This is a genomic window from Streptomyces sp. NPDC054796, from assembly GCF_053611545.1.
Genome location: NZ_JBSHAO010000004.1, coordinates 92132 through 115125, shown reverse-complemented (window position 1 = coordinate 115125; position 22994 = coordinate 92132). Strand labels below are relative to the sequence as shown.

Annotated in this window: 19 protein-coding genes and 1 pseudogene; 11 read left to right on the top strand and 9 right to left on the bottom strand. The window is 72.6% G+C overall.

Annotation, left to right across the window (positions count from 1 at the left end; all coding sequences use genetic code 11):
* The first annotated feature begins 61 nt into the window (after nucleotides 1-61).
* From ACWGJ2_RS05055 to ACWGJ2_RS05040, 4 genes are read left to right on the top strand one after another with little or no spacing between them, the layout of a single operon-like run.
* On the top strand, nucleotides 62-1036 hold the full coding sequence (locus ACWGJ2_RS05055; protein WP_453344553.1) for a tripartite tricarboxylate transporter substrate binding protein: 975 nt from the start codon (nucleotides 62-64) through the stop codon (nucleotides 1034-1036).
* Entirely contained in the window at nucleotides 1033-1593 is a 561-nt protein-coding gene (locus ACWGJ2_RS05050) for a tripartite tricarboxylate transporter TctB family protein (RefSeq protein WP_453344552.1), read from the top strand. The genes ACWGJ2_RS05055 and ACWGJ2_RS05050 overlap by 4 nt, the downstream gene beginning before the upstream one ends.
* Nucleotides 1590-3224: a tripartite tricarboxylate transporter permease gene (locus ACWGJ2_RS05045; protein WP_453344551.1), complete on the top strand. Its 1635-nt coding sequence runs from the start codon at nucleotides 1590-1592 to the stop codon at nucleotides 3222-3224. Before ACWGJ2_RS05050 ends, ACWGJ2_RS05045 begins: the two co-directional genes overlap by 4 nt.
* Complete coding sequence (locus tag ACWGJ2_RS05040; protein WP_453344550.1) at nucleotides 3221-4237, top strand: 4-hydroxythreonine-4-phosphate dehydrogenase PdxA; 1017 nt, start codon at nucleotides 3221-3223, stop codon at nucleotides 4235-4237. Before ACWGJ2_RS05045 ends, ACWGJ2_RS05040 begins: the two co-directional genes overlap by 4 nt.
* Before the next feature lie 113 nt (nucleotides 4238-4350).
* Here the strand turns inward: ACWGJ2_RS05040 and ACWGJ2_RS05035 are convergent, their stop codons facing one another.
* On the bottom strand, nucleotides 4351-6753 hold the full coding sequence (locus ACWGJ2_RS05035) for a WD40/YVTN/BNR-like repeat-containing protein (RefSeq protein ID WP_453344549.1): 2403 nt from the start codon (nucleotides 6751-6753) through the stop codon (nucleotides 4351-4353).
* A 626-nt stretch (nucleotides 6754-7379) separates the two neighbouring features.
* Here ACWGJ2_RS05035 and ACWGJ2_RS05030 point away from each other — a divergent pair.
* A complete protein-coding gene (locus ACWGJ2_RS05030; protein ID WP_453344548.1) occupies nucleotides 7380-8828 on the top strand; it encodes a glycoside hydrolase family 6 protein in 1449 nt (482 codons plus the stop codon).
* 169 nt (nucleotides 8829-8997) lie between these two features.
* Here ACWGJ2_RS05030 and msrB read toward each other — a convergent pair whose 3' ends face one another.
* The 4 genes from msrB to ACWGJ2_RS05010 form a co-directional block, all read right to left on the bottom strand.
* Nucleotides 8998-9405, bottom strand: a complete 408-nt coding sequence (gene msrB / locus ACWGJ2_RS05025; RefSeq protein ID WP_453344547.1) for a peptide-methionine (R)-S-oxide reductase MsrB — start codon at nucleotides 9403-9405, stop codon at nucleotides 8998-9000.
* A gap of 94 nt (nucleotides 9406-9499) precedes the next feature.
* A complete protein-coding gene (gene murC, locus ACWGJ2_RS05020; RefSeq protein WP_453344546.1) occupies nucleotides 9500-10915 on the bottom strand; it encodes a UDP-N-acetylmuramate--L-alanine ligase in 1416 nt (471 codons plus the stop codon).
* A gap of 185 nt (nucleotides 10916-11100) precedes the next feature.
* On the bottom strand, nucleotides 11101-11577 hold the full coding sequence (locus ACWGJ2_RS05015) for an indole-3-glycerol phosphate synthase (protein WP_453344545.1): 477 nt from the start codon (nucleotides 11575-11577) through the stop codon (nucleotides 11101-11103).
* A gap of 129 nt (nucleotides 11578-11706) precedes the next feature.
* Nucleotides 11707-12630: a pyrimidine reductase family protein gene (locus ACWGJ2_RS05010; protein ID WP_453344544.1), complete on the bottom strand. Its 924-nt coding sequence runs from the start codon at nucleotides 12628-12630 to the stop codon at nucleotides 11707-11709.
* A 66-nt stretch (nucleotides 12631-12696) separates the two neighbouring features.
* On the opposite strand from ACWGJ2_RS05010, the gene zapE reads away from it, so the two are divergent.
* Together zapE and ACWGJ2_RS05000 are read left to right on the top strand one after the other, a co-directional pair.
* Nucleotides 12697-13818 carry a cell division protein ZapE gene (zapE, locus tag ACWGJ2_RS05005; protein ID WP_453344543.1) on the top strand — a complete coding sequence of 374 codons (1122 nt, stop codon included), beginning with the start codon at nucleotides 12697-12699 and terminating at the stop codon, nucleotides 13816-13818.
* Between the two features lie 139 nt (nucleotides 13819-13957).
* Nucleotides 13958-15388 carry an alkaline phosphatase PhoX gene (locus ACWGJ2_RS05000; protein ID WP_453344542.1) on the top strand — a complete coding sequence of 477 codons (1431 nt, stop codon included), beginning with the start codon at nucleotides 13958-13960 and terminating at the stop codon, nucleotides 15386-15388.
* A gap of 124 nt (nucleotides 15389-15512) precedes the next feature.
* Here ACWGJ2_RS05000 and ACWGJ2_RS04995 read toward each other — a convergent pair whose 3' ends face one another.
* Together ACWGJ2_RS04995 and ACWGJ2_RS04990 are read right to left on the bottom strand one after the other, a co-directional pair.
* On the bottom strand, nucleotides 15513-16181 hold the full coding sequence (locus tag ACWGJ2_RS04995; RefSeq protein WP_453344677.1) for an ABC transporter: 669 nt from the start codon (nucleotides 16179-16181) through the stop codon (nucleotides 15513-15515).
* A 5-nt stretch (nucleotides 16182-16186) separates the two neighbouring features.
* Complete coding sequence (locus ACWGJ2_RS04990; protein ID WP_453344541.1) at nucleotides 16187-17092, bottom strand: ATP-binding cassette domain-containing protein; 906 nt, start codon at nucleotides 17090-17092, stop codon at nucleotides 16187-16189.
* 51 nt (nucleotides 17093-17143) lie between these two features.
* Here ACWGJ2_RS04990 and ACWGJ2_RS04985 point away from each other — a divergent pair, with 51 nt between their 5' ends.
* Nucleotides 17144-17929, top strand: a complete 786-nt coding sequence (locus tag ACWGJ2_RS04985; RefSeq protein WP_453344540.1) for a peptidyl-tRNA hydrolase — start codon at nucleotides 17144-17146, stop codon at nucleotides 17927-17929.
* Between the two features lie 58 nt (nucleotides 17930-17987).
* On the opposite strand, the gene ACWGJ2_RS04980 is transcribed toward ACWGJ2_RS04985, so the two are convergent.
* Entirely contained in the window at nucleotides 17988-18353 is a 366-nt protein-coding gene (locus tag ACWGJ2_RS04980; protein WP_453344539.1) for a darcynin family protein, read from the bottom strand.
* A 73-nt stretch (nucleotides 18354-18426) separates the two neighbouring features.
* On the bottom strand, nucleotides 18427-19347 hold the full coding sequence (locus ACWGJ2_RS04975) for an NmrA family NAD(P)-binding protein (protein WP_453344538.1): 921 nt from the start codon (nucleotides 19345-19347) through the stop codon (nucleotides 18427-18429).
* A 113-nt stretch (nucleotides 19348-19460) separates the two neighbouring features.
* Here ACWGJ2_RS04975 and ACWGJ2_RS04970 point away from each other — a divergent pair, with 113 nt between their 5' ends.
* From ACWGJ2_RS04970 to ACWGJ2_RS04960, 3 genes and pseudogenes are all read left to right on the top strand, one after another.
* On the top strand, nucleotides 19461-20408 hold the full coding sequence (locus ACWGJ2_RS04970) for a LysR family transcriptional regulator (RefSeq protein WP_453344537.1): 948 nt from the start codon (nucleotides 19461-19463) through the stop codon (nucleotides 20406-20408).
* Nucleotides 20409-20621: 213 nt separating this feature from the next.
* Nucleotides 20622-21984, top strand: a pseudogene (locus ACWGJ2_RS04965) (DUF692 domain-containing protein).
* Between the two features lie 4 nt (nucleotides 21985-21988).
* Nucleotides 21989-22942, top strand: a complete 954-nt coding sequence (locus tag ACWGJ2_RS04960) for a TIGR04222 domain-containing membrane protein (RefSeq protein WP_453344536.1) — start codon at nucleotides 21989-21991, stop codon at nucleotides 22940-22942.
* Nucleotides 22943-22994: the final 52 nt, after the last annotated feature.

Below are 22994 nucleotides of genomic sequence, written 5' to 3'. Positions count from 1 at the left end.
GCTCGTGGCGCGGCATGGAGAGAGGTCCCTTCCCTGTCCCCTGGCCGCAGGAAGGTCGACGATGACGTCACCGCTGCGCACTGTGCTCGCCCTCGTGGGCGCCACCCTGCTGCTGTCCGCCTGTGCACCGGGCGCGCTGCTGAACGCGAACCCGCCGGTTCCCGACGATTGGGAGCCCCGCGGCTCCGTGTCCGCGATGGTCGCCTTCGCGCCGGGCGGCGGCAGCGACCGCTCGGCGCGCGTCATGGCGCAGGGCCTGAACGAACTCGGCGGGGACTACAACGTCAACGTCGAGAACAAGGAGGGCGGTTCAGGCGCCGTCGGCTGGTCCACGTTTCTCTCCGAGGAGGGCAACGGCAACGCCCTCCTCGTCGCCGAGACCGCGCTCAACACGCTGCCGCTCGTCTACGACGTGCCGTTCACCTACGAGTCCTTCACCCCGCTGGTCATGTTCGCCAAGGACTCCCGGATGGTCGTGGCCCGCAAGGACTCCCCCTACGACACCTGCGCCGATGTCGTCACCGCGAGCGAGAAGCGCCGTGTCGTCACCGGCTCCAGCGGCAAGACCGGCGCTGACGCCCTGGTCATCGCCGAGTTCCAGCAGGAGGGAGGCAAGTTCGGCACCGTGCCCTACGGCTCCACCGGCGAGGTGCTGACGGGGCTGCTGGGCAAGCAGATCGACGTCGCTCCGGCGAGCGCCGCATCGGTCAAGCCCTATCTGGAGAGCGGCGATTTCAAGGCGCTGTGCACCCTCACCACCGAGCGCTACGACGATCCGCTGCTCGGCAAGGTGCCCACCGCCAAGGAGCAGGGGCTGGACGCGGAGGTCACCGTATGGCGCGGGGTGTTCGCGCCGAAGGGCATATCGAAGGTCCAGCGGAGCTTCTGGATCAAGGACCTGCACAAGGCGATGAAGTCCAAGACGTACCGCGACTACCTCAAGGCCGATCTGCTCATCCCCGCCGATGTCAGCGGCCGTGACTTCGCCCAGTACCTGGACCGCTACGACGCACAGATGCGGGGGATCCTGCGATGAGCCTCGCCAAGAACGAACCCGTGGGCGCTCCGCGCCGGACGCCCTCGTTCCGCCGCCCCGTCGTCGCCGCCTACGCCGTGCTCGCCGCCGTGGGAGCCGCGTTCTTCGCCGGGTCCTTCCAGTACCCCTGGTCGAACCCCGAGGACGGCACCATCGGCCCCGGGCTGCTTCCACGGGTCGCGGGGCTGCTCCTCCTCGTCCTGGGGCTGCTGCTGGTCCGGCAGGAACTGCGCGGCGGCACCGTCCTGGAGGGTGACGGCCATGTCACCGAGGAGGCGGAGCACTCGGAGGAGGAGGCCCGTCGCATCCGGGTCAAGCTGGTCGTGGTCGTCGCCACCATGGTCGTCACCGCGCTGCTGATCCCCTTCCTCGGGCTGCTGCCGGCCCTCACCCTGATGACGCTCTTCCTGACCTCGGTCGTGGAGCGTCAGCCGCTGGGCCGCTCGGTGCTGGTGTCGGCCGCGACGTTCGCCGTCGCGTATCTGCTGTTCATCGTCGTGCTCCGGGTGCCCCTGCCGTTCGGACTCTTCGACCCCGCCGTCTGGAGTGCGCTGTGATCGACAACATCGTCACCGGCTTCGACGCCGCGCTGAGCGCCGAGAACCTCCTGTGGTGCTTCGTCGGCGTGCTGCTCGGCACCGTCATCGGCATCCTGCCGGGCCTGGGCTCGGCGACGGGCGTGGCCATCCTCATCCCGGTCACACTCACCTTCAGCCCGCTCACCGCACTGATCATGCTCGCGGGGATCTATCACGGCGCCCAGTTCGGGGCGACGATCACCGCGATCCTCATCGCCACACCGGGCGAGGCGTCCTCCGTCGTCAGCACTCTCGACGGGTACCGCATGGCGCGTCAGGGCAGAGCGGGGCCCGCACTGGCGATCTCCGCGCTCGGCGCCTTCGTCTCCGCGATGGCCTCGCTGCTCGTCCTCGTCGCCGTCGCGCCCTTCTTCGCCCATCTCGCCCTGGACTTCGGCCCGCCCGAGATGCTCGCCGTGATGATCCTCGGCCTGTGCACCATCGTCGTCTTCTCGGGGCGCAATCTGCTGCTCGGGCTCTCGCTGGGCCTGCTCGGGGTGCTGATCGCCTGTGTGGGCGTCGATGTGGGAAGCGGCACCCCGCGCTACGCCTTCGGGCAGATCGACCTCTTCGGCGGTGTGCCCTTCGTGGAGGTGATGATCGGGCTCTTCGCGATCGGCGAGCTGCTCAACCAGCTCCACATCGGCATGGCCGAGCCGATCCGGGCCCGCTTCCGCGATCTGCTGCTCACCAAGGAGGACCTCAAACGCTCCGCGGCACCCACCGCGCGCGGCACCGTCGTCGGCTTCCTGCTCGGCTGCCTGCCGGGAGCGGGCACGACGCTGGCCTCGTTCATGGCGTACGGCGCCGAGAAGCGCTTCTCCAAGAACCGCCACAAGCTGGGCACCGGCGCCATCGAGGGGGTCGTCGCGCCGGACGCGGCCACCAACTCCGCCTCCAACGCCAACTTCGTCCCGACCCTCGTCCTCGGTGTTCCCGGCGGGGCCACGACCGCGGTGCTGCTCGGCGCCTTCCTCATCTACGGCATCCAGCCCGGCCCGCTGCTCTTCGAGAACCAGCCCGATCTGGTGTGGGGCCTGCTGGTCTCCTTCTTCATCGGGAACCTGATCCTGCTGATCCTCAACCTGCCGATGGCGCCGGTCTTCGCGCAACTGCTGCGCGTGCGGTACGCGTTCCTCTATCCGCTGATCATCGTCACCAGCCTGCTGGGCGCGTATTCGGTGAAGAACAGCATGTTCAGCGTCTGGATCGTGCTCTTCTTCGGGCTCGTCGGCTATGCGATGAAGCGGCTCAACTTCCCCGTCGCGCCGCTCGTGCTGGGGCTGGTCATAGGCCCCCTCTTCGAGAAGGCCATGGTGCAGACCTCGGCGCTGGCAGGGGAGGACAGCCTGATCGTGTTCCGCAGCCCCGCCGCCGTCTCCCTCCTGATACTCGCCCTGGTCCTGGTGGCAGGTCCGCCGCTGTTCAGGCGGCTCCGCCCGAACAGGACGACGGAGCCTCGGCAGCCCGGCGCCCCGGCCGAGGAGACCCCGGACACTCCGACCGGAAACGCCGGAGACGCCGAGGAGACCCAAGACTCCGGGGACGCCGCCGGCACCCCCTCCGACAGCCCCGCGCAGCCCACCCTCACGGAAAAGAGGCCCTCATGACCGCCGCAGCACTCCCCCGTATCGCCGTCACGCTCGGCGATCCCGCGGGCATCGGACCCGAACTCGTCGCCAAGCTGCTCTCCGACCCCGCGAACACCGCGTCGGCCCGCGTGCTGCTGATCTCCGACGAACAGGAGCTTGCGGAGGCGGGCGAGGACGCGGGCACGCCCCTCCCCTACACGACCGACGCGGCGAAGGCCGAGGCCGAAGGGCTGCCGCTGCTGCTCGGCGAGGGTGCCAGTCGCCCGGCGGCGCCCTTCGAGCGGAAGGCGGCCACGGCGGCGGGCGGACGGTGGGCGCTCGACAACCTTGAGGTCGCCCTGGGCCTGGCGAAGTCCCAGGAGGCCGACGCCATCCTCTTCGCCCCGCTCAACAAGTCCTCCCTGCACCTGGCAGGGCTGTCGGAGAACGACGAACTGCGCTGGTTCGAGGTCGAGTTGGGGGTGGAGGACTTCACCTCGGAGCTGAATGTGCTGCCGGGGCTGTGGACGGCGCGGGTCACCTCCCACGTCTCGGTCGCCGAGGTCGACGCGGGCATCACCCGCGAGCGGGTCGTGGCGGCGGGGCGGCTGCTCGACGAGGTGCTGCGCGAGTCAGGGCTGGAGCGGCCCCGTATCGGCGTGTGCGCGCTCAACCCGCACGCGGGAGAGAGCGGGCGGTTCGGGCGGCACGAGATCGACATCATCGCCCCGGCCGTGGCCGACCTCGCGAACGCCGGGCTCGACGTCAAGGGCCCCTTCCCCTCCGACACCATCTTCCTGCGGGCGCGCGCCGGGGAGTTCGACGGCATCCTGACGATGTATCACGACCAGGGCCAGATCGCGATGAAGCTCATGGGGTTCGACGGCGGGGTCACCATCGCGGGCGGCCTGCCCGTCCCGATCTGCACCCCGGCCCACGGCACGGCCTTCGACCTCGTCGGCCAGGGCGCCGCGAACACCGGGTCCATCCAGAACGCCTTCGACATAGCCGTCCGCATCGGCGCCCAGCGACGCGCGGCACGTCAGCGGTGACCGGGGCGGCCTGAGCGCGGACCCGAACACGGACCTGAGCACAGGCCTGAGCGCGGCCGTACGGCCCGGGGGCGGGGCGGGACCCGGGCCGTACGAGATCGCGACCGGGAGGCTCACTCCCGGATGTCGCCGTAGACGATGCCCCGCCCGTTCGTGGCGACGTAGACCCTGCCGTACACCCGTGGGTCGCCGGTGATCGCCGCACCGGTCCAGCCCCACTGGTGGGCGTCGTCGTTGACGCGGACCCAGCTCGCGCCCGCGTCCGTCGAGCGGAAGATCCCGCGGACGCCGCCGATCTTGGCGCTCGCGTAGAGCGTCTGGTACGAGGCGCCCGGAGCCGCCTTGCCGAAGCCGATGGTGTCGGCCTCCTCGACGCCCTGGACCTTGGTGAAGGTGGCACCGGAGTCCTTGGAGTGCCACAGCCCGTAGGCGCCGCCCTTCGCTCCCCCGGCGAGCCAGACGTCGCCCTCGGCGCCGGGCAGCGCCTTGAAGCGGACGCTGTCCCCGGCCGGGAGGCCCTGAGAGGCACGCGCTGTGAAAGTGGCACCGCCGTCGGTGCTGACGTAGAGGGTGCCGGAGGAGAAGCCGTAGAACGTCCGCGGGTTCTCCCGGTCGGCCTCCACGGTCGCCCCTGCGGGGATGCCGCTGGAGGGGGACCAGCCCCCGCCGACCCCGGTGGCATAGTGGACCCCGGCGCCCTGGGGGCTCCAGACGAAGCGGCTGCCGTCGGCCCCGGCCGCCACCGTGCCGCCGCCGGTCACGCCCGAGGGCTCGCTGCCGCCCCACCAGTTGGCCCCGTTGTCGGTGGAGAAGGCGACGCGGGGCGCGGTGTCGGCGTTGCCGACCCGTACAACCGTGCCGGGGTTCTTCTCGGCGAAGTCGAGGCTCGTGGTGGTGGTGAAGTTGGGCGACTGGTACATCGTCGACGGCACGCTGGTGAGGTCCGTGTGCCGGAAGCCCCCGATGTCGCCGAGCGCGCTCAGCAGCGGCGCCCCCGAGGGCGGGCTGGCGAGGTCGTTGACCGCGGTCTCCTCGATCCCCCGGGCCATCGGCTCGATGCCGATCTTGCCGCCGTCGTCCCAGTCGGTGAGGTTGCCCGTGCCGTAGACGGTCGCGCCCGTGCCGTACATCATCCGGTCCGAGTCGAAGGGGTCGATCTCCAGCGCCTCCGTCATCCAGCCGAGTTTCGGGGTGACCTCGGGCGGCGCCGGGTTGGCTCCCCAGGTCAGCCAGGGTGAGGAGGAGACGTCCATGGTGTAGCGGAAGGAACGGTTCGGGTAGCTGGTCCAGTCCCAGGCGCGGGTCCAGTTGTCGCCGCTGTCGCTGGTGCGGAAGATCTGGGTGTCGGGCCACCAGGAGCTGTAGCCGGTGACCATCACCGTGCCGGGATGCTGCCGGTCGACGGTGAGACCGCTGTAGCCGAAGTATGTGTCCGCGTCCGTCATCGGGCTGATGTTCTTCCACTCGCCGGTCGCGGTCGCGTAGCGCCAGACCTGGCCCTTCGCGCCGTCGTAGGGCCCGCCCGTGTCGCTGAGCGCGAGATAGAGGTAGCCGTTCTCGGCGTCGAGGACGCCCTTGTGCGCGAGGTAGCCCGTCGGCTGACCCGGCAGGCGGGACCAGGTGCGGCCCGCGTCGGTCGAGCGGTAGACGGTGTTCTCCTTGTCGGCGACGCCGACGTAGACCGTCCCCGTCGGGCTGCCCGCCGAGCCGGTGGACTCGTCGAAGGTGACCCACACGACGCCCTGGTTGTCGCTCGCGTAGCCGCTCGGGTCGGACGGGTCCTGCGCGTAGTTGCCGGGGTTGGGGAAGCTGGTGACCTCGGCCCAGGTGACCCCGGAATCGGTGCTGCGCCACAGCCCTTCACCGCTGGGCGCGGCCAGGTACAGCACGCTGTTGTCGTGCGGGTCGACGGCCAGGCGCTCGCCCATGCCGCGCCCCGGCATGTTTCCGCCCAGCTTGAATGGGAGACCGGTGCTCTTCCAGCTCGCGCCGCGGTCGGCCGAGCGCAGGATCGCGCCGTTGGTGGGGTCCCAGTCATTGGTGTAGGTGCCGACGGCCGCATAGACGTTGTCCGGGTCGACGGGGTCGCTGGCGATGCTCGCCACGCCGGTGTGGCCCCAGTTGTCCCAGCCCACCGAGTCGAGCAGCGGGGTCCAGGTCTCGGACGAGGCGTTCCAGCGGTAGGCGCCGCCGATGTCCGTACGGGCGTAGGCGAGGTTCTTCTCGCTCCGGTTGAAGACGATGCCGGGGACAAAGCCGCCGCCGTCGATCCGGGCGTTCTTCCAGTCGTACGCGTCGGCCGCGACCGCGTCCGGCCTGGACCCCGTCGACGCGACGGACCCGACGGACCCGCCAGCCCCAGGAGCGGACCCGGCCACCCCAGAAACGGAACCGGATGAGGGACCGGTTCCCGCTGCCTGGCCGGTTCCCAGAGCCGGACCAGTCGTCGCCGCGATGAAGAGTGCTGCGAACAGGAAGTTCAGTAACCGCCGCTTGCGTTTGCGTCTTGTACGCATGGAGCGGGTCCCTCCTAGCGGCTCGGTCGAATGGGGGGATCGGAGTACAAGCCGTGAACCAGTGGGAGCGCTCCCAAGGTTCGGTTGCGGCGCTATGGGTGTCAAGAGACATTGCAAGACCACCCCGTCGAAGAAATTCGACGGAAGAAGTTCGCAACGCCCCTGTCGCGATGCGGAACTACCCATTACATTCTGACGGCACCAGTGGGAGCGATTCCATCCGTCGAGCGCCGTGCGTGGCGCTTTCGACCAGTGAGGAGTCGCTCATGCGCGCACCCCCCTGCGCCTTCATCTCCTGACGGCCGGTGCCGAGCACGTCTGTCGGCACCCTCACGTCCCCTCGGCGAAGCGTCATGCCTCCGCGCCGGAAACCGGAAGCCGATACCGACCGGTCAGGGCCCGGACAGACCTGGGACAGCTCCGCGAACCCCTCCGCTCACGCTCAAGCACCGTCCGGCACGTGTCATCCGGCAGACGACACGCGACCCGTGCCACGCGACGAGCGACCGGCAGCGAGCGCGTCAGCAGCGAGCGAGCAACCAGCGATCAGCGCAGAAACGCCCCCGCATCCCCCCAAGGCGACGCGGTCCGCACCGCCCGCCCGGAACCCGAGAGGAACCTGTTTCATGAGCCGCAACAGAAACACCGCCCACCCCTCACACTCCGAAGGACCCGCCCGCCCCGACCGCCCCGCCCGCAGTGTCCGCTCCTCCCGGCTGTCCCGTACCGCGCTGTTAGCGGCGGGCGCGCTGGTCGCCGCCACGGCCGGGACCGCAACGGCGCTGGAGCCCAGAGCGTCGGCACAGGCACCCGCCGCGGCAGCGGCCAAGGTCGACAACCCGTACCAGGGCGCCAAGGGCTATGTGAACCCGGAGTGGTCCGCGAAGGCCGCGGCCGAGCCCGGCGGCAGCAAGGTCGCGCAGCAGCCCACCGCCGTCTGGCTCGACCGCATCGCCGCGATCGAGGGCGCGAACGGCAAGATGGGCCTGCGCGACCACCTCGACACGGCGTTGCAGCAGGCGAACGGCAGCCAACTCGTCGTCCAGCTCGTCATCTACAACCTGCCGGGGCGTGACTGCGCCGCGCTCGCCTCCAACGGCGAGCTGGGTCCGACGGAGATCGACAGGTACAAGACGGAGTACATCGATCCGATCGCCGCGATCCTCGCCGACCCGAAGTACGCGAACCTGCGCATCGTCACGACCGTCGAGATCGACTCGCTGCCCAACCTCGTCACCAACACCGGCGGGCGCGCGACGGCCACCCCCGAGTGCGACGCCATGAAGGCCAACGGCAACTACGTGAAGGGCGTCGGCTACGCGCTGAACAAGCTCGGCGACGCCGGCAACGTCTACAACTACGTCGACGCCGGGCACCACGGCTGGATCGGCTGGGACGACAACTTCGGCGCGTCGGCCGACGTGTTCAAGCAGGCGGCGACGGCCGAGGGCGCCACGGTCGACGACGTCCACGGCTTCATCACCAACACGGCCAACTACAGCCCGACGAAGGAGCCCTACTTCACCATCAACGACTCGGTCGGCGGCAGGTCGGTCCGCGAGTCGAAGTGGGTGGACTGGAACCGCTACGTGGACGAGCAGTCCTTCGCGCAGGCGTTCCGCGACAAGCTCGTCTCGGTCGGCTTCAGCTCCAGCATCGGCATGCTGATCGACACCTCGCGCAACGGCTGGGGCGGCACGGCACGGCCCACGGGCCCCGGGCCGCAGACCGACGTGGACAGCTACGTCAACGGCGGCAAGACCGACCAGCGCATCCACGTCGGCAACTGGTGCAACCAGAAGGGCGCCGGGCTCGGCGAGCGCCCCACGGCCGCACCGGCCGCCGGGATCGACGCGTACGTCTGGGTGAAGCCCCCGGGTGAGTCCGACGGATCGAGCAAGGAGATCCCGAACGACGAGGGCAAGGGCTTTGACCGGATGTGCGACCCGACGTACACCGGCAACCCCCGCAACAACCACAACATGTCCGGCGCCCTGCCGGACGCGCCGATCTCGGGCCAGTGGTTCTCGGCCCAGTTCCAGGAGCTGCTGAAGAACGCCTACCCGGCGCTCTGACCAGTGCTCGTAGCAACGCGCTGACCAGCACTCTGATCAGCGCTCCGGCCAGCGGCGGCCACCCGCCTCCCCGGGTGGCCGCGGCACCGGCCGGGCTCCTCACGGGGCCCGGCCGGTCCGGGCCCCGGCCGTCCGTCACCCGGCCGGGGCCCGTCCAGCGTCTACGCGCTCAGTTCTCGCCCGGCTCCAGCCGCAGCGAGATGGAGTTGATGCAGTACCGCTGGTCCGTCGGCGTCGGGTAGCCCTCGCCCTCGAAGACGTGCCCCAGGTGCGAGCCGCACCGCGCGCAGCGGACCTCGGTGCGGACCATGCCGAGGGACCGGTCCGAGATCAGCTCGACGGCGTCGGAGTCGGCCGGGTCGTAGAAGCTGGGCCAGCCGCAGTGCGACTCGAACTTCTCGGCCGAGCGGAACAGCTCGGCGCCACAGGCGCGGCAGTTGTAGACGCCCGTGGTCTTGGTGTCCGTGTACTCACCGGTGAAGGGGCGCTCGGTGCCCGCCTCGCGCAGGACGTGGTACTCCTCCGGGGACAGCTCCTCGCGCCACTGCTCCTCGGGCTTGTCGATGTCGTAGGCCATGGCCTCGCTCCTCACGGCTCGCTGCTCGGTTCGACGGGTACGGGGTACGGGTTCGACGGGTACGACGGCACGGGGACGGTGCCGAACCCCGGGTTCAGCGGGTGAGCCGGGCGAGAATCTCGGGGCCCAGCTCGGTGACGTCTCCCGCCCCCATGGTGAGAACGAGATCACCGGGCCGTGCCATTCCGGCGACCGCCTCGGAGGCCGCCGCACGGTCCGTGACGTACCGCACGTCGGCGCCCGCCTCCCGTGCCGCGTCGATGATCAGCTCGCTGGTCACGCCCGGGATCGGGTCCTCGCGGGCCGGGTAGATGTCGAGCACGGCCGAGGCGTCGGCCAGGGCGAGGGCCTGGCCCATCTCGGTGCCCAGCTCCTGGGTCCGGCTGAAGAGGTGCGGCTGGAAGAGGACGAGGACGCGCCCCTCGCCCGCGCCGCCGCGGATGGCCTCGAGGTCGGCGGTCATCTCGGTGGGGTGGTGCGCGTAGGAGTCGATCACCTGGACGCCGTTCGCCTCGCCCTTGAGCTGAAGGCGGCGCTTGACGCCCGTGTACGTGCCCAGGGCCTTGGCCAGCTCCTCGGCGGGCACGTCCATGGCGGCGCCGGCTGTGAGGGCCGCGACCGCGTTGTGCGCGTAGTGGCTGCCGGGCACGGAGACGGCGAAGGCCAGCTCCCCGCCGCCCGCGAGCCGCACCGTGACCTCGCTGGTCAGGCCGTGCGGGGTGACGTCCAGGACGCGGACGTCGGCGTCCTCGGCCGCGCCGTAGGTGAGCACGCGCGGGCCGCCGCCGGACGCGCGGACGCGGCGCGTCAGCTCGCGCGCGCCCTCGTGGTCGGCGGAGACGACGAGGGTGCCGCCCTCGCGCACCCGGCCGACGAAGGTCTCGAAGGACTCGTAGATCTCGTCCATCGACGCGTAGTTGGCGTGGTGGTCCAGCTCCACGTTGAGGATGATGGCGACCTCGGGCGCGTACTTGTGGAAGCTGCGGTCGCTCTCGTCCGCCTCGGCGACGAAGATCTCGCCGGTGCCGTGGTGCGCGTTGGAGCCGGGCTCGTCCAGATCGCCGCCGATGGCGTACGAGGGGTCGAGGCCCAGCGCGCGGAGGCTGACGGCGAGCATCGACGTCGTGGTCGTCTTCCCGTGGGTGCCCGCGACGGCCAGCGGCCTGCGCCCGTCCATGAGCGAGGCCAGCGCGTCCGAGCGGTGCACGACGGGGATGCCGCGCCCGGCGGCCTCCGCCAGCTCCGGGTTGTCCTCGCGGATGGCGCTGGAGACGACGACCGAGGTGGCGTCGGACGCGAGGTGCGCCGCGGCATGCCCGATGTGCACGGTCACGCCCAGCTCGCGGAGCGCGGCAGCCGTCGCGGACTCCTTGGCGTCGCTGCCCGCGACCCGGGCGCCGCGCTGCGCGAGGATCTTGGCGATGCCCGACATTCCCGCGCCGCCGATGCCGATGAAGTGCGGCCGTTCCATGGCCGGGGGGACGGTCGGAAGGGACGGGGCGACTGCCATGCGGGGGCTCCAGATATTCGAACTCAACCGGTGCGCGACGGGCCGCGTACGCGCGCCGCCCAGCCTATGCGGTGCGCGGGGCCCACCGGCGTACGGGCAGCGGCCCGGCGCCCCCGTGCCGCGCCCGGCCACCGTCCGGCCATCACGCGGCCACCGCCCGGCCGCCGGTACGCGTCCGGACGCGCTCAGTCCTCCGCGTCGGTGTGCGCGAAGAGCTTCAGCACGGGCACGCCCACCTTGTGCCGCGCCCGGGAGGCCCAGTCGCGGTGGAAGAACTCCTCCACCAGATGCGGAGCCGTCAGCACGATGACCTCGTCGGCGTGCGTGCTCTCCACGACCGACGTCAGCAGATCGAGCGGGTGCTCCTCGATGATCTGTCCGATCGCCTCGGCGCCGGTGTCTCTGAGCCGCTTGAGCGAGAACTCCAGCGCCCGCGCCGCGGGCCCCAGCGCCTCGCCGCCCTCCGGCTCGTCGGCCTCGCGCACGGCGTCCTCCAGCTCGCCGAGCGCGACGTCGTCCAGGGCACGCAGCAGCCGGTCCTGGTCACCGCGTGGCTGCATCAGCACGATGAACGAGATGTGCTCGTCCCCGTGCAGGGTCGTGACCAGCTCCACGTCGTCCGACACCAGCGGCTTCTCGATCATCAATACGGTCGTGAACACGGCGGGTGCCCTTCTTCCACGCGGGGCGCGTGACCCCGACAGAAACCATCCTGCCCCGTGTTCGCACGGGACCTGCGCCTGTCAGTCTGCCCACACAAGCCTAAGCGGAACGTGTCATTCCGCCGATTGTCAGATCCGACGGTAACGGGTGAACAGGAACCCGTCCTCCTCCAGCACCCCCTCCAAACGGAAGTCCGAGGGCACCGCCAGCCCCGGCCCGTTCACGATCCGGGGAGCATCGCCCGAGGTCAGGCGCGGCGCGACCGTCAGGCACAGCTCGTCCAGCGCGTCGGCCGCCACGAACTGGCCGAGCAGCCTCGGCCCGCCCTCCGTGAGCTGTCGCCGCAGCCCCCGCTCCGCGAGTGCGACGGGTACCCGCGCGGGCTCGACCCAGGCGCCCTCACCGGCGAAGACCACCTCGGCTCCCGCCTCGCGCGCCGCCGCGATCCGGTCGGACGGCGCTCCCGCGCCGGTGACCACCAGCGTCGGCACCAGCGGCTCGGTGAACAGCGGCAGCGAGAAGTCCAGCTCGAGGCCCGCGCTGACCACGGCGATGGCCGGGGCCGGGCCCTGCCCGGCCGCCTCGCGCCGCGCGGCGAACGCCTCCCGGGCGCGCGCCGGACGGTACCCCTCCTGCCGTACGGTCTGGGCGCCGACCACGACCACGTCGGCCAGGCCGCGCAGCACCCCGAAGATCCGCATGTCGGCGTCGGAGGACAGCGGCTGCGAGCGGCCCTCGTGATACGCCGCGCCGTCCAGCGAGGCGACCATGTTGGCGCGCAGCCACGAGGTGCCGGGGTGCGCTGAGTGCACGGGGTACGCGGGACGGCTGCCGTGCCCCGCGTCCTGGCCCTGGACGGGGTAGGCGTACGCCTCGGCCAGTTCGTCGACGCTCCATCGGCCCTGGTCCCCGCCCGGGGACGAGCCGGATCCGGGAGCGGAACCGGTGCCGGGAGCGGTGCCGGAAACAGTGCCAGGAGCGGTGCCGGAGACGGCCTGCGGAGCGGTCTCGGGCGCGGAGCCGTACGGGAGGGAAGGGAACAGACGTCGCATACGCCGCAGTGTGGCACGGCCCACTGACGGAGCCCCGCGCGTCGGCCGCCGTTTAGCATAAGAACCGTGTCGACCTCCCCCTCCCCGATATCCGAAGCCTCCGGGACCACCCCTCTCTCGCTGTGCGCGCGCGAGCCGCACGTGCCCGCCGACCGGCTCGTCGCCGAGATGGTCCCGCCGCCGCGCTTCGGCGACGCCCGCTTCTCGACGTACATCCCGGACCCGGACCAGCCCAGCCAGAGCGAGGCCGTGCGGATCCTGAGCGCCTTCGCCGAGGGGCTGGGCGGGGCCTCGCGCGCGGGTGAGGGGAAGGGAGCCAAGGGGGCCAAGGGCTCCAAGGGGGGCGGCCTCTCCCGGCTGTTCCGGCGCGAGCCGAGGTCCGCGGCGCCCGCGGGCCCGCGCGGCGTCTACCTCGACGGCGGCTACGGCGTGGGCAAGACCCACCTCCTCGCCTCCCTCTGGCACGCCACCCCCGCGCCCCCCGAGCTGAAGGCGTTCGGCACGTTCGTCGAGCTGACCAACCTCGTCGGCGCCCTCGGCTTCCAGCAGACCGTGCGGACGCTCAGCGGTCACCGGCTGCTGTGCATCGACGAGTTCGAGCTGGACGACCCCGGCGACACCGTCCTGGTCTCCAGCCTCCTGAGCCGCCTCGTGGACGAGGGCGTCGCGCTGGCAGCGACCTCCAACACCCTGCCCGGCAAGCTCGGCGAGGGACGGTTCGCCGCCGCCGACTTCCTGCGCGAGATCCAGGGGCTCTCGGCCCACTTCCGCGCGCTGCGCATCGACGGCGAGGACTACCGGCACCGCGGGCTGCCCGAGGCCCCGGCGCCGCGCACGGACGACGAGGTCACGCGGGCCGCGCACCGCACCCCCGGTGCCTCCCTCGACGCCTTCCCCGCCCTCCTCGGCCACCTCTCGAAGGTCCACCCGAGCCGCTACGGCGCGCTGACGGACGGCCTCGGCGCCGTCTGCCTCACCGGGGTCGGCCCGGTGCCGGACCAGTCGACGGCGCTGCGGCTCGTCGTCCTCGCGGACCGGCTGTACGACAGGGAGGTGCCGGTGCTGGCCTCGGGTGTGCCCTTCGACCAGCTCTTCAGCGAGGAGATGCTCAAGGGCGGCTACCGGAAGAAGTACTTCCGTGCCATCTCCCGGCTGACCGCGCTGGCCCGGGACGCCAAGGGGCTCTGACGGCTTCGCCGCGCCGGCCGGGAACGCGAGCCAGACGCGCGTAGATTTCCCCGTGTTCAGGCTAGTGTCGGGGCCGCCGCCCGCGTGGTACACACACCTGGTCACCTGTCCGCCAACAGGGAACCCAGGGAGCTGCCTTATGGGCACGACGCGACGTGAAGTGCTGGCCAGATCGGGCGTGTTGGGAGCGGGCATCGCCTTCTCCGGCGCCGTTTCGGAACTCTTCGCGGGCACCGCCGCCGCGCAGGGCACCGGGGGAAGCGCGGGCTACGGCCCCCTGATACCCGACCCGAAGGGCATACTCGACCTCCCCAGGGGGTTCCGCTACAAGATCCTCTCCCGCGAGGGCGAACCACTGCGCTCCGGCGAGGGCAAGGTGCCGGGGCACGCCGACGGCATGCACGCGTTCCGCTCCGGCGGCCACGGCCACGGTCACGGCCACAGCAACGGCGACGCCCGGGGGCACGGCGACGGGCACGGCGACGACTCCGTCTGGCTCGTGCGCAACCACGAGAACCGCATGGACGCCGAGGCCCCCGTCCCCACCGTCCCCGGGCTCACCTACGACCCGGCGGCCAAGGGCGGCTGCACGCTGCTGGAGGTCGACCGCCGTGGCCGTGTCCTCCAGGAACGCGTCGGCATCGCGGGCACGTCCACCAACTGCGCGGGCGGCCCCAGCCCGTGGGACACCTGGCTGACCTGCGAGGAGACCGAGTTCAAGGCCGGTGAAGCGGGCCACACCAAGGACCACGGCTTCATCTTCGAGGTGGGCTTCGACAAGCACAGGCCCACCTCCGTCGAACCGCTGTCCGCGATGGGCCGCTTCCAGCACGAGGCCGTGGCCTTCGACCCGCGTACGGGCGCGGTGTACGAGACGGAGGACGCCTTCGAGCGGCCGTTCGGCCTCTTCTACCGCTTCCTCCCCAAGAAGCCCAAGGGCGGCTACGGTTCGCTGCACGCGGGCGGCACGCTCCAGGCGATGCGCGTGCCCGGGGTGCCGGATCTGTCGGTCGTCCAGGAGACCGGCAAGAGCTTCGACGGCATCGAGTGGATCGAGGTCCCGGACCCGCTCGCCAAGGAAACCCCCATCCGCTTCCAGGACTTCGGCAAGGGCGGCATCACCCACGCGCAGAAGCTGGAGGGCTGCTACTGGGGCGGGTCCTGCGTCTACTTCGTGTCCAGCTTCGCGAAGAGCGCGGACGGCTCGCAGGCCGACCACTACGGGCAGATATGGCGCTACGACCCGAAGCGGAACCGGCTCACCCTGGTGATCGTGTTCGGGCCCGACACGGACCTCCAACTGCCGGGCGAGGAGCCCGACAACATCTGCCTCGCGCCGAGCGGCGGCCTGATGGTCTGCGAGGACGGCGAGGGCGCGCAGCACGTGTACGGGCTGACCCGGGGCGGGGAGGTGTACGCACTGGCGCGCAACCGTCAGAACGTCGGTACGCCGGAGGAACCGGCCTGGGGCGAGTTCGCCGGTGTCACCTTCTCGCCCGACGGCGCGACGATGTACGTCAACGTCTACGACCCCGGCACGACCTTCGCCATCACGGGCCCCTGGCACTGAGCGATGAGCACCGCCCCCTGCGCGGCGGGGGGCTGATGCGGCGCGGGACGCACGGTGCCCACTTCTCGGGCCCGCGTCCCGCGCCGCTCCCTTGCCTCCTCTCTCTTCCCTCCCCCGACGAGGGCTACGTACGGCGTGCCGCCAGCACGCACGCGGCCCACACCGCGAGCGCCAGCACACCGGCGGAGGCCGCGAAGGGGACCCAGGGCATGTGCACCGTCCCGCTGCGTGACCCGGTGACGAGCCCGTCGACGGCCGCGTTCGCGGGCGAGCCCCCCACCACGAGCACCATCAGCGCGGCGAGCAGCATCGACGGCACGGCCACCCCGGTGCTCCGCAGCACGGGCCGTCCGCACAGCGTCCCGATGGCCGTCCCGAGCAGCGCGCAGACGAGCGCCGCGAGGAGCCCCGCGAGTGCGGCGGGCGCTACGGGGACTTCGGTCAGCCGGTTCGTGCTGTGCGGGTCGCTGATCGCGGCGGCGACGGCCGTTCCGGCCGCCGCCAGCACGGACGCGGCGCCCAGCGCCGTCAGCACGCTCGCGAGGTGGACGCGCCAGGGCCCGGCCGCAGCGCCGGCGCAGTGCCGCGCCGCGGGGGGTTCGCCGGTCACACAGATCCGTACCAGCCAGGCGGCGACGGGCAGGATCGCGGCGGCCGCGAGGCCGAGCGAGTCGAGGAGGGGCTGGCCCGACTGGACGCCGACGGCCAGAAGTGCCGCGTACAGGAGAACGGGCGGCAGCCAGCGCTGGGAGCGGACGAGCAGCGCGGTCTGGTAGCGGATCAGCGCGGGCAGCGGGCTCATCGCGGGCCGCTCTCTTCCCGCGCCGGAGCAGGTGCCGGGTCGTGTGCCGGTGCCGGGTCGCGCAGCGCGCTGACGGAGCGGATGTGCCAGGGCGGCCTGGCGTCGAGCAGGGCGCGCAGCAGCGCGTCGGAGTAGGCGGCGGGCGCCGTCAGCAGGACGGTGCCGTCGGGGCCCGTGCCGAGGACGGGGCGTCCTGGAAGCTCCCCCGACGGCACGGCGCCGGGCGGCCCCTCCGCCTCGATCCGCACCCGCGCCCCGGCCTCCGCCCCCGGAAGGGGAACGGGGCCGGAACCGGGGTCGGGGGCGACCCGCCCGTCGGCCACCCTGTACGCGCCGTCCTGCGCCCCGGCGAGCCGCCGCGCGTCGTGGTCGACGAAGACGACGGTGCCGCCGTCGGCGACCCGTTCGGCGACGGCGCGGTCGAGCACGCCGCGCGCCTCGGGGTCGAGCCCCGTCCACGCCTCGTCGAGCACGAGCAGCCCAGGGCCGGCGAGCAGCGCCTGTGCGACGGCCACCTTCTGGCTGGTGCCCTTGGAGAGCGCGGACATGGGCGTGCGCGCGTACTCCCCCGCGCCGAAGCGCTCCAGCCACTCCCGCGCGCTCCGCGCCGCCGGTGCGCGCCGCAGCCCGTGCACGCGTCCCATGTGGGTGAGGTAGCCGAGCGCGGTCAGCGGCAGCGCGGAGGGGAACCGCTCCGGGACGTACGCGGTACGCGGGCGGCCCGAGACACTGCCCGTCGTGGGCGCGTCGATCCCGGCGAGGAGCCGCAGCAGCGTGGACTTGCCGCTGCCGTTGGCGCCGTGGACGCGGAGCAACGCGCGCTCGGGGACGTCGAGGTCGACGCCGCTCAGCACCCAGGGCCCCGTCACCCCGTACCGTCGGCCCACTCCGCGCAGTCTCATGGCGCAGAACCGTAACGGAAGCGCCCGGTGAGGGGCTGGCAGACTGGACACGTGAACGCAGCGCACACGTCCGGGACCGGTCCCTCCTCCTCCGCTACGGGCGACGGCCCGCCGCCCCGCCCGTCCCGCCCGGTCCGTCCCCCGGAGGACGACGAGGGCGGGCCCACGCGCTACGTACTGCCGCTCGTCGTCCGCATCGAGCGGGCCGAGCCGCCCGCGCGCACCGACGCGCTGGAGACGGCGTCCCGCGCGGTGCTGACGCTGCTCGCCGACGAGCGCACCACGGCGGACGACGGCGAGTGGGCGAAGCCCGTACGGCTGTGGGAGGAGCGCGGGATCCGCAAGGTGGTGCGGCGGGCGCGCGGCGCGGAGTGGCGGCGCGCCGAGGCGCTGCCGGGGCTCACGGTGACGGGGCGCACGGCGCAGGTGCGCGTCTTCCCGCCCGTACCGCTGGACGACTGGCCCAAGGACCTCGCGCGCCTCCAGGTCTCGGGCACGGACCTGTCCGACCCCGAGCCGCCCGCTGCACCCGCCGACGGGCTGCCGGTGCTGTGGCTGAACCCGGAGCTGGAGATGTCGGCGGGCAAGGCCATGGCGCAGGCGGCGCACGGGGCGCAGCTCGCCTGGTGGGAGCTGGACGGCACGGCCCGCGCGCGCTGGCGGGACGCGGGCTTCGCGCTCGCCGCCCGTACGGCCGGGGCTGAGCACTGGGCGCGGCTCGCCGCGGACGGCGGCGGGCTGCCGGTGGTGCATGACGCGGGGCTCACGGAGATCGCGCCGGGGAAGACCATCGCGGTCGACGGCGTGGCCCGCATCGCCTCCCTCCCCCCGCGCTGACGGCGGCGACAGCGACGGCGACGGGCGGGCCACACCGGCGTGCCCGGTGGAGCGGGTGTCAGGTGGTGACGGTGGCGACGGGCTCGAAGCCGTAGGTACGGGCGTAGCCGTTCTCGGTGCCGACGAGGAGGTCGACGATGTCGAAGTAGCGGTCCCAGAAAGGGGTTTCGCGCAGCGCGTCGATCAGGAGCTGGTACGCCTCGTGGTCGTCGGCCTCCCAGACCCAGACGTCGGTGACGCGGGTGGAGTAGAACTCCGTGTCGTAGAAGCGTGACCGGACGCCGGTGGTCTTGGCCTTGATCGCGGGGACGATCTCGGTGGCGAAGGCGTCCATCCGTTCCCGAGGGGTCATGGCGAGCCACTCGGGCCGGGTCTTGATGAGCATGAACGCGGTGACGGGCGGGGCGGTTTCCTCAGTGGGCATGACGGATTCCTCCGGTATGGCGGTGTGGCGGTGTGGCGGATGGCCGGTCGGTCAGGTGGATGGTGACGCGCCGTCAGGAGAGGACGGCGGGCTTGAGGGTCAGGGCGCACCACTCCTCGAAGGTGGTGGGGGTGGCGGTGTCCGGGGTACGGACGACGCCCGCGTCGAGACCCGCGTCCTTGGCCCGCTTCATGTCGACGACGCCCTGGACGAACGCCTCGTCGAGGCCGTGTCCGACGAGACCGGCGCGCAGCTCGTCGAGCGACTGGCGTTCGTAGCGGACGGGGCGGCCCAGTTGCCCGGTCATGATGCGGGCCAGGTCGTCGGGCGACAGGTCCTGCGGCCCGAGCACCGGGACGCTGCCGCTGCCGCTCCACGAGCGGTCCAGCAGCAGGCCCTCGGCGACGGCCGCGATGTCGGCGACGGCGACGAGAGGAGCCCTGCGGTCCGCTTCGGCGGCCTCGGTGAAGACGCCCTTCTCGCGGATCGAGCCGGCCTCCTCCAGAAGGTTCTCGAAGAAGGACGGGCAGGCCAGGGCCCGGTACGCGACGCCGGTTCCGGCGATCAGGTCGTCCATGGCGAGAGACGCGGTGACGAGCCCCGCGCGGTCCGCGAGCGGAGTGCCGCGGCCGAGCGCGGAGACGCCGACGACATGGCCGACACCGTGCGCGGCGAGGGCCTTCGCGGCGGGGCCGGTGAAGCCGCTGTAGGCGTCCTCCGGGGTCAGGGAGGCGTCCGGGGGGACGAGCCAGAACACGGCGTCGGCGCCGTCGAAGGCGCGGTCGACGACCGAGGCGTCGCCGTGCGAGCCGACGACCACCTCGACGTGCCCGCGCTCGCTCTCGCGCTCGGCGCGTTCCCGTACCGCGCCGGGCAGCCGTGCCGGATCGCGCACGACGACGCGCAGCCGCTCGCCGTGCGCCGGTGCGGACTCCAGGAGCCGGGACAGCAGATGGCCGCCGATGTTCCCGGTGGGAGCAGTGATGACGATCATGGAAACCTCATGAGTCGTGCCGGATCGGAACGGTCCTCATCCTGTGGAGAGCCGACGCGTTGCCACAATGGGAACCTCAGCACGGAATCATTGCCCGAAATGGAATTACGCCGATGAGCAGCAGTCCAGCGTCCGTCACCGACGCCAATCTCGCCGTCGCGCTGGACGCTCTGCTGACCGAGCAGAGCGTCACCCGCGCCGCAGCGCGCCTGCACACGTCCCCCGCCGCCATGAGCCGCACCCTCGCCCGCCTCCGGCGCGTACTCCAGGACCCCCTCCTGGTACGGGCCGGTCAGACCATGGTCCCGACCCCGCGCGCCGAGGCACTGCGCGACGAGGCGGCAGCGGTGGTGCGGGGCCTCGCAGCGCTGCTCAGCCCCGGCGCCGGTGTGGACCCCGCAGCGCTGCGCGGCACCTTCACCCTCCAGACCGCCGACCTGCTCGGCGCTGCACTCGCCCCCGGACTGCTGCGGCTGGCCCGGCAGGAGGCGCCTGGCGTCTCGCTGCGGTTCAGGGCCGAGGAGTGGGAGGCAGGTCCCGCCCTGCGCGACGGCCGGATCGACCTGGAGATCGGCTCCATCGACCACGTCGATCCCGAGACGCAGGTCGAGGAGCTGCTCCACCTCCGGATGGCCGCTGCCGTCAGGCCGGGCCACCCGCTCACCGAAGGCGACCTGACCCCGGACCGGCTCGCCGCCGCCGAGCACGTCGTGGTGAGCCGACGCGGCCGGTTCACCGGCCCCCTGGACACCGCGCTGGCCGAGCGGAACCTCCGGCGGCGGGTGACGGTCGTCCTGCCCAGCCACCTGGCCGCGATGGCACTCGCAGCGCGCAGCGACGTCGTCTGCCTCCTCCCCACCGCACCCCCGGGCGCCGCCCCCGCCCCCACCCCGCTCACCGACGCCGCGACCACCACGTTCGGCCTGCGTCTCCTCGACATCCCCCTGCCCCTGCCGCCGCTGACCATCGGCATGGCCTGGCACCCTCGCCAGGCGGCGGACGGAGGCCACCACTGGCTTCGCGACGCCGTCCGCCGGACGCTGCTCGCCCCCGGAGAGTGACCGTCCGCGAGGGGGTCTTCGGTCCCGTCGCCCCTTGGCTCAGATTCCCCTCTGAACCAGCCGCGTACGGGATTCGTCCCCGTAGGTACGTGGCAGAAGCACCCACACACGAGGACACGAGGACACGAGGACACGGGGACGCACGGAGAGGGAACGCGAGTGGAAGACATATCACCGGGCGGTGGCAGGGGCGGGGGCGCGGGCCGGGAGCCCGTGGCGGTTCCCGGGCTGGGCACGGGCATCGGATGGCGCCCGGAGATCGCCGAGGGCATCGAGGCGCTGCCCGGCATCGACTGGGTGGAGGTCGTCGCGGAGAACCTCTGCCCCGGCCACCTCCCCGACTCGCTGGAGCGGCTGCGCGCCCGTGGCACCACGGTCGTGCCGCACGGGGTCTCGCTGGGCCTCGGCGGCGCCGAACGCCCCGACCCAGGACGGCTCGTGGCCCTCGCCGAGCGCGCCGAAGCACTGGAATCGCCGCTGGTCACCGAGCACATCGCGTTCGTCAGGGCCGGAGGTCCGCTGACGGGCACGCCCCGCATGGAAGCGGGGCATCTGCTGCCGGTGCCGCGCACACGGGACGCGCTGGACGTGCTGTGCGAGAACGTCCGCATCGCCCAGGACGCGCTGCCCGTCCCCCTCGCCCTGGAGAACATCGCGGCGCTCGTCAACTGGCCCGGCGAGGAGATGACGGAGGGCAGGTTCCTGGCCGAGCTGGTGGAGCGCACAGGGGTGCGGCTCCTCATCGACGTCGCCAACCTGCACACCAACCGCGTCAACCGCGGCGAGGACCCGGCCGCCGCGCTGGACGAGCTGCCGCTCGAAGCGCTGGCCTACGTCCATGTCGCGGGCGGCGTCGAGCGCGACGGCGTCTGGCACGACAGCCACGCGCACCCGGTCTCCCAGCCGGTGCTGGACGTGCTGGCGGAGCTGTGCGCGCGCACCCGGCCGCCCGGTGTGCTGCTGGAGCGGGACGAGGACTTCCCCCCCGTCGACGAGCTGGCGGGCGAACTCGACGCGATACGCGCGGTGCTGGGGCACAGCGCGCCGACACCAACGGCCGTGCGCGACGGGGAGGCCCAGCATGTCTGAGCACCGCACCGGACAGCCGGACGCACCGGCACCAGTACAGGTGGCCGAAGTCGCCCCCGCCCCCGACCCCGACCCTGTCGCGGACGCGCGCGAGCGCCTCGCGCACGCCCAGCACGGGCTGCTGGCCGCGCTCGTCTCCGGCGCGCACGCGCCCGAGGGCTTCGACGAGGAGCGGCTGGCCGTGCAGACCCGCGCGCTGACCGCCAAGCGCGCCGACGTCATCGCCAAGGTCGCCCCCGAACTGCCGCGCATCCTGGGCGAGAAGGAGTACAGGGCCGCGTTCGTCGCCTACGCGCGGGGCCGCCCCATGACCGGCGGCTACCGCAGGGACGCGCTGGACTTCGCCGAGGAACTGCTGCGCGGCACGCGCCCACTGGACGCGAACGTCCGGCGGCACGTCCACCGCTGGTGGCGCGAGCGCTCAGGTCCCGCTCCGCTCCCCCAGGGGCGGCTGCGCAGGGCCCTGCGCGCGCTGAGGGGACGGTGAGCCCGTGCTGGCACAAGAGGCACTGCCCGTCCTCGCCCTGCTCCTCCTCGTCGGCAGCGTGCTCTTCCTGGCCGTCTGCGCGGTGGCCACCACGTCGAACGCGCCCCCCGTCACGGGCGGTCCTGGCGACCTGCTGGAGGCCGCCTTCCTCGCGGGCGGGCCAGGGCGGGTGGCCGACACGGTCGTGTGCACCATGCGCGAGGACGGCCGCGTCGCGATCGACGGTGCCGACCGCCTGCACGTCGTCAGGCCCGTCTCGCACGCCCCCGTCGAGGGCGAGCTGCTGGCGCTGTGCGGCCCGGAGTGGTCACGTCCGCTGGGTGAGCTGCGCGCGGCGCTGATGCGGTCGGCGTCCGTCCAGGCGGTCGGTGACGCGCTGGCCGCGCGGGGCCTGCTCTGGCGGCCCGAGCAGCGCGCGACGTGGCGAATCGCGGGCCGGGTGAACGTGGCGGCGTTCTTCTTCGCCGTGCTGTCCTTCGTGGCGCCGCTCTTCCTCGGCGGCGGTGGCGCCCCCTCCGGTACGCAGTTCGCCCTGCCGCCCGTGGCCATGCTGAGCCTCGCCGCCGGCCGCGCGCTGGCGCCCTCGCGCAGCCGCCTCACCCGCGCGGGCCGCCGTGCGCTGCGGGCGCTGCGCCGTCAGAACCCGTGGGCGTACGGGCACGGCGGCACGGCCACGGGCGCTTCCCTGCTGGCCGTGGGCGGGCTCCTGGCGCTGCCCGACACGGAGCTGCGCACCCGTCTGCGCGACGCGGCCCGCGCGTCCGGCGACGCCTCCTCCGGCAGGAGTGCGGAGTGGGGCGCGTCCTTCGACACCGACAGCTCCGGCGGGGCCTCCTGGTGCGGCTCCTCGGGCGGCGGCGGTGGCTGCGGCAGCTCGGGCTGCGGGGGCTCCGGGGGCTGTGGAGGCGGCGGAGGCGGCGGAGGCGGCTGCGGTGGCGGCGGGAGCAGCGGGGGCTGACTCCCGGCACGGCGCGAGGCACCCCTCCCCACGGCCGCGTTCGCCGTAGAGC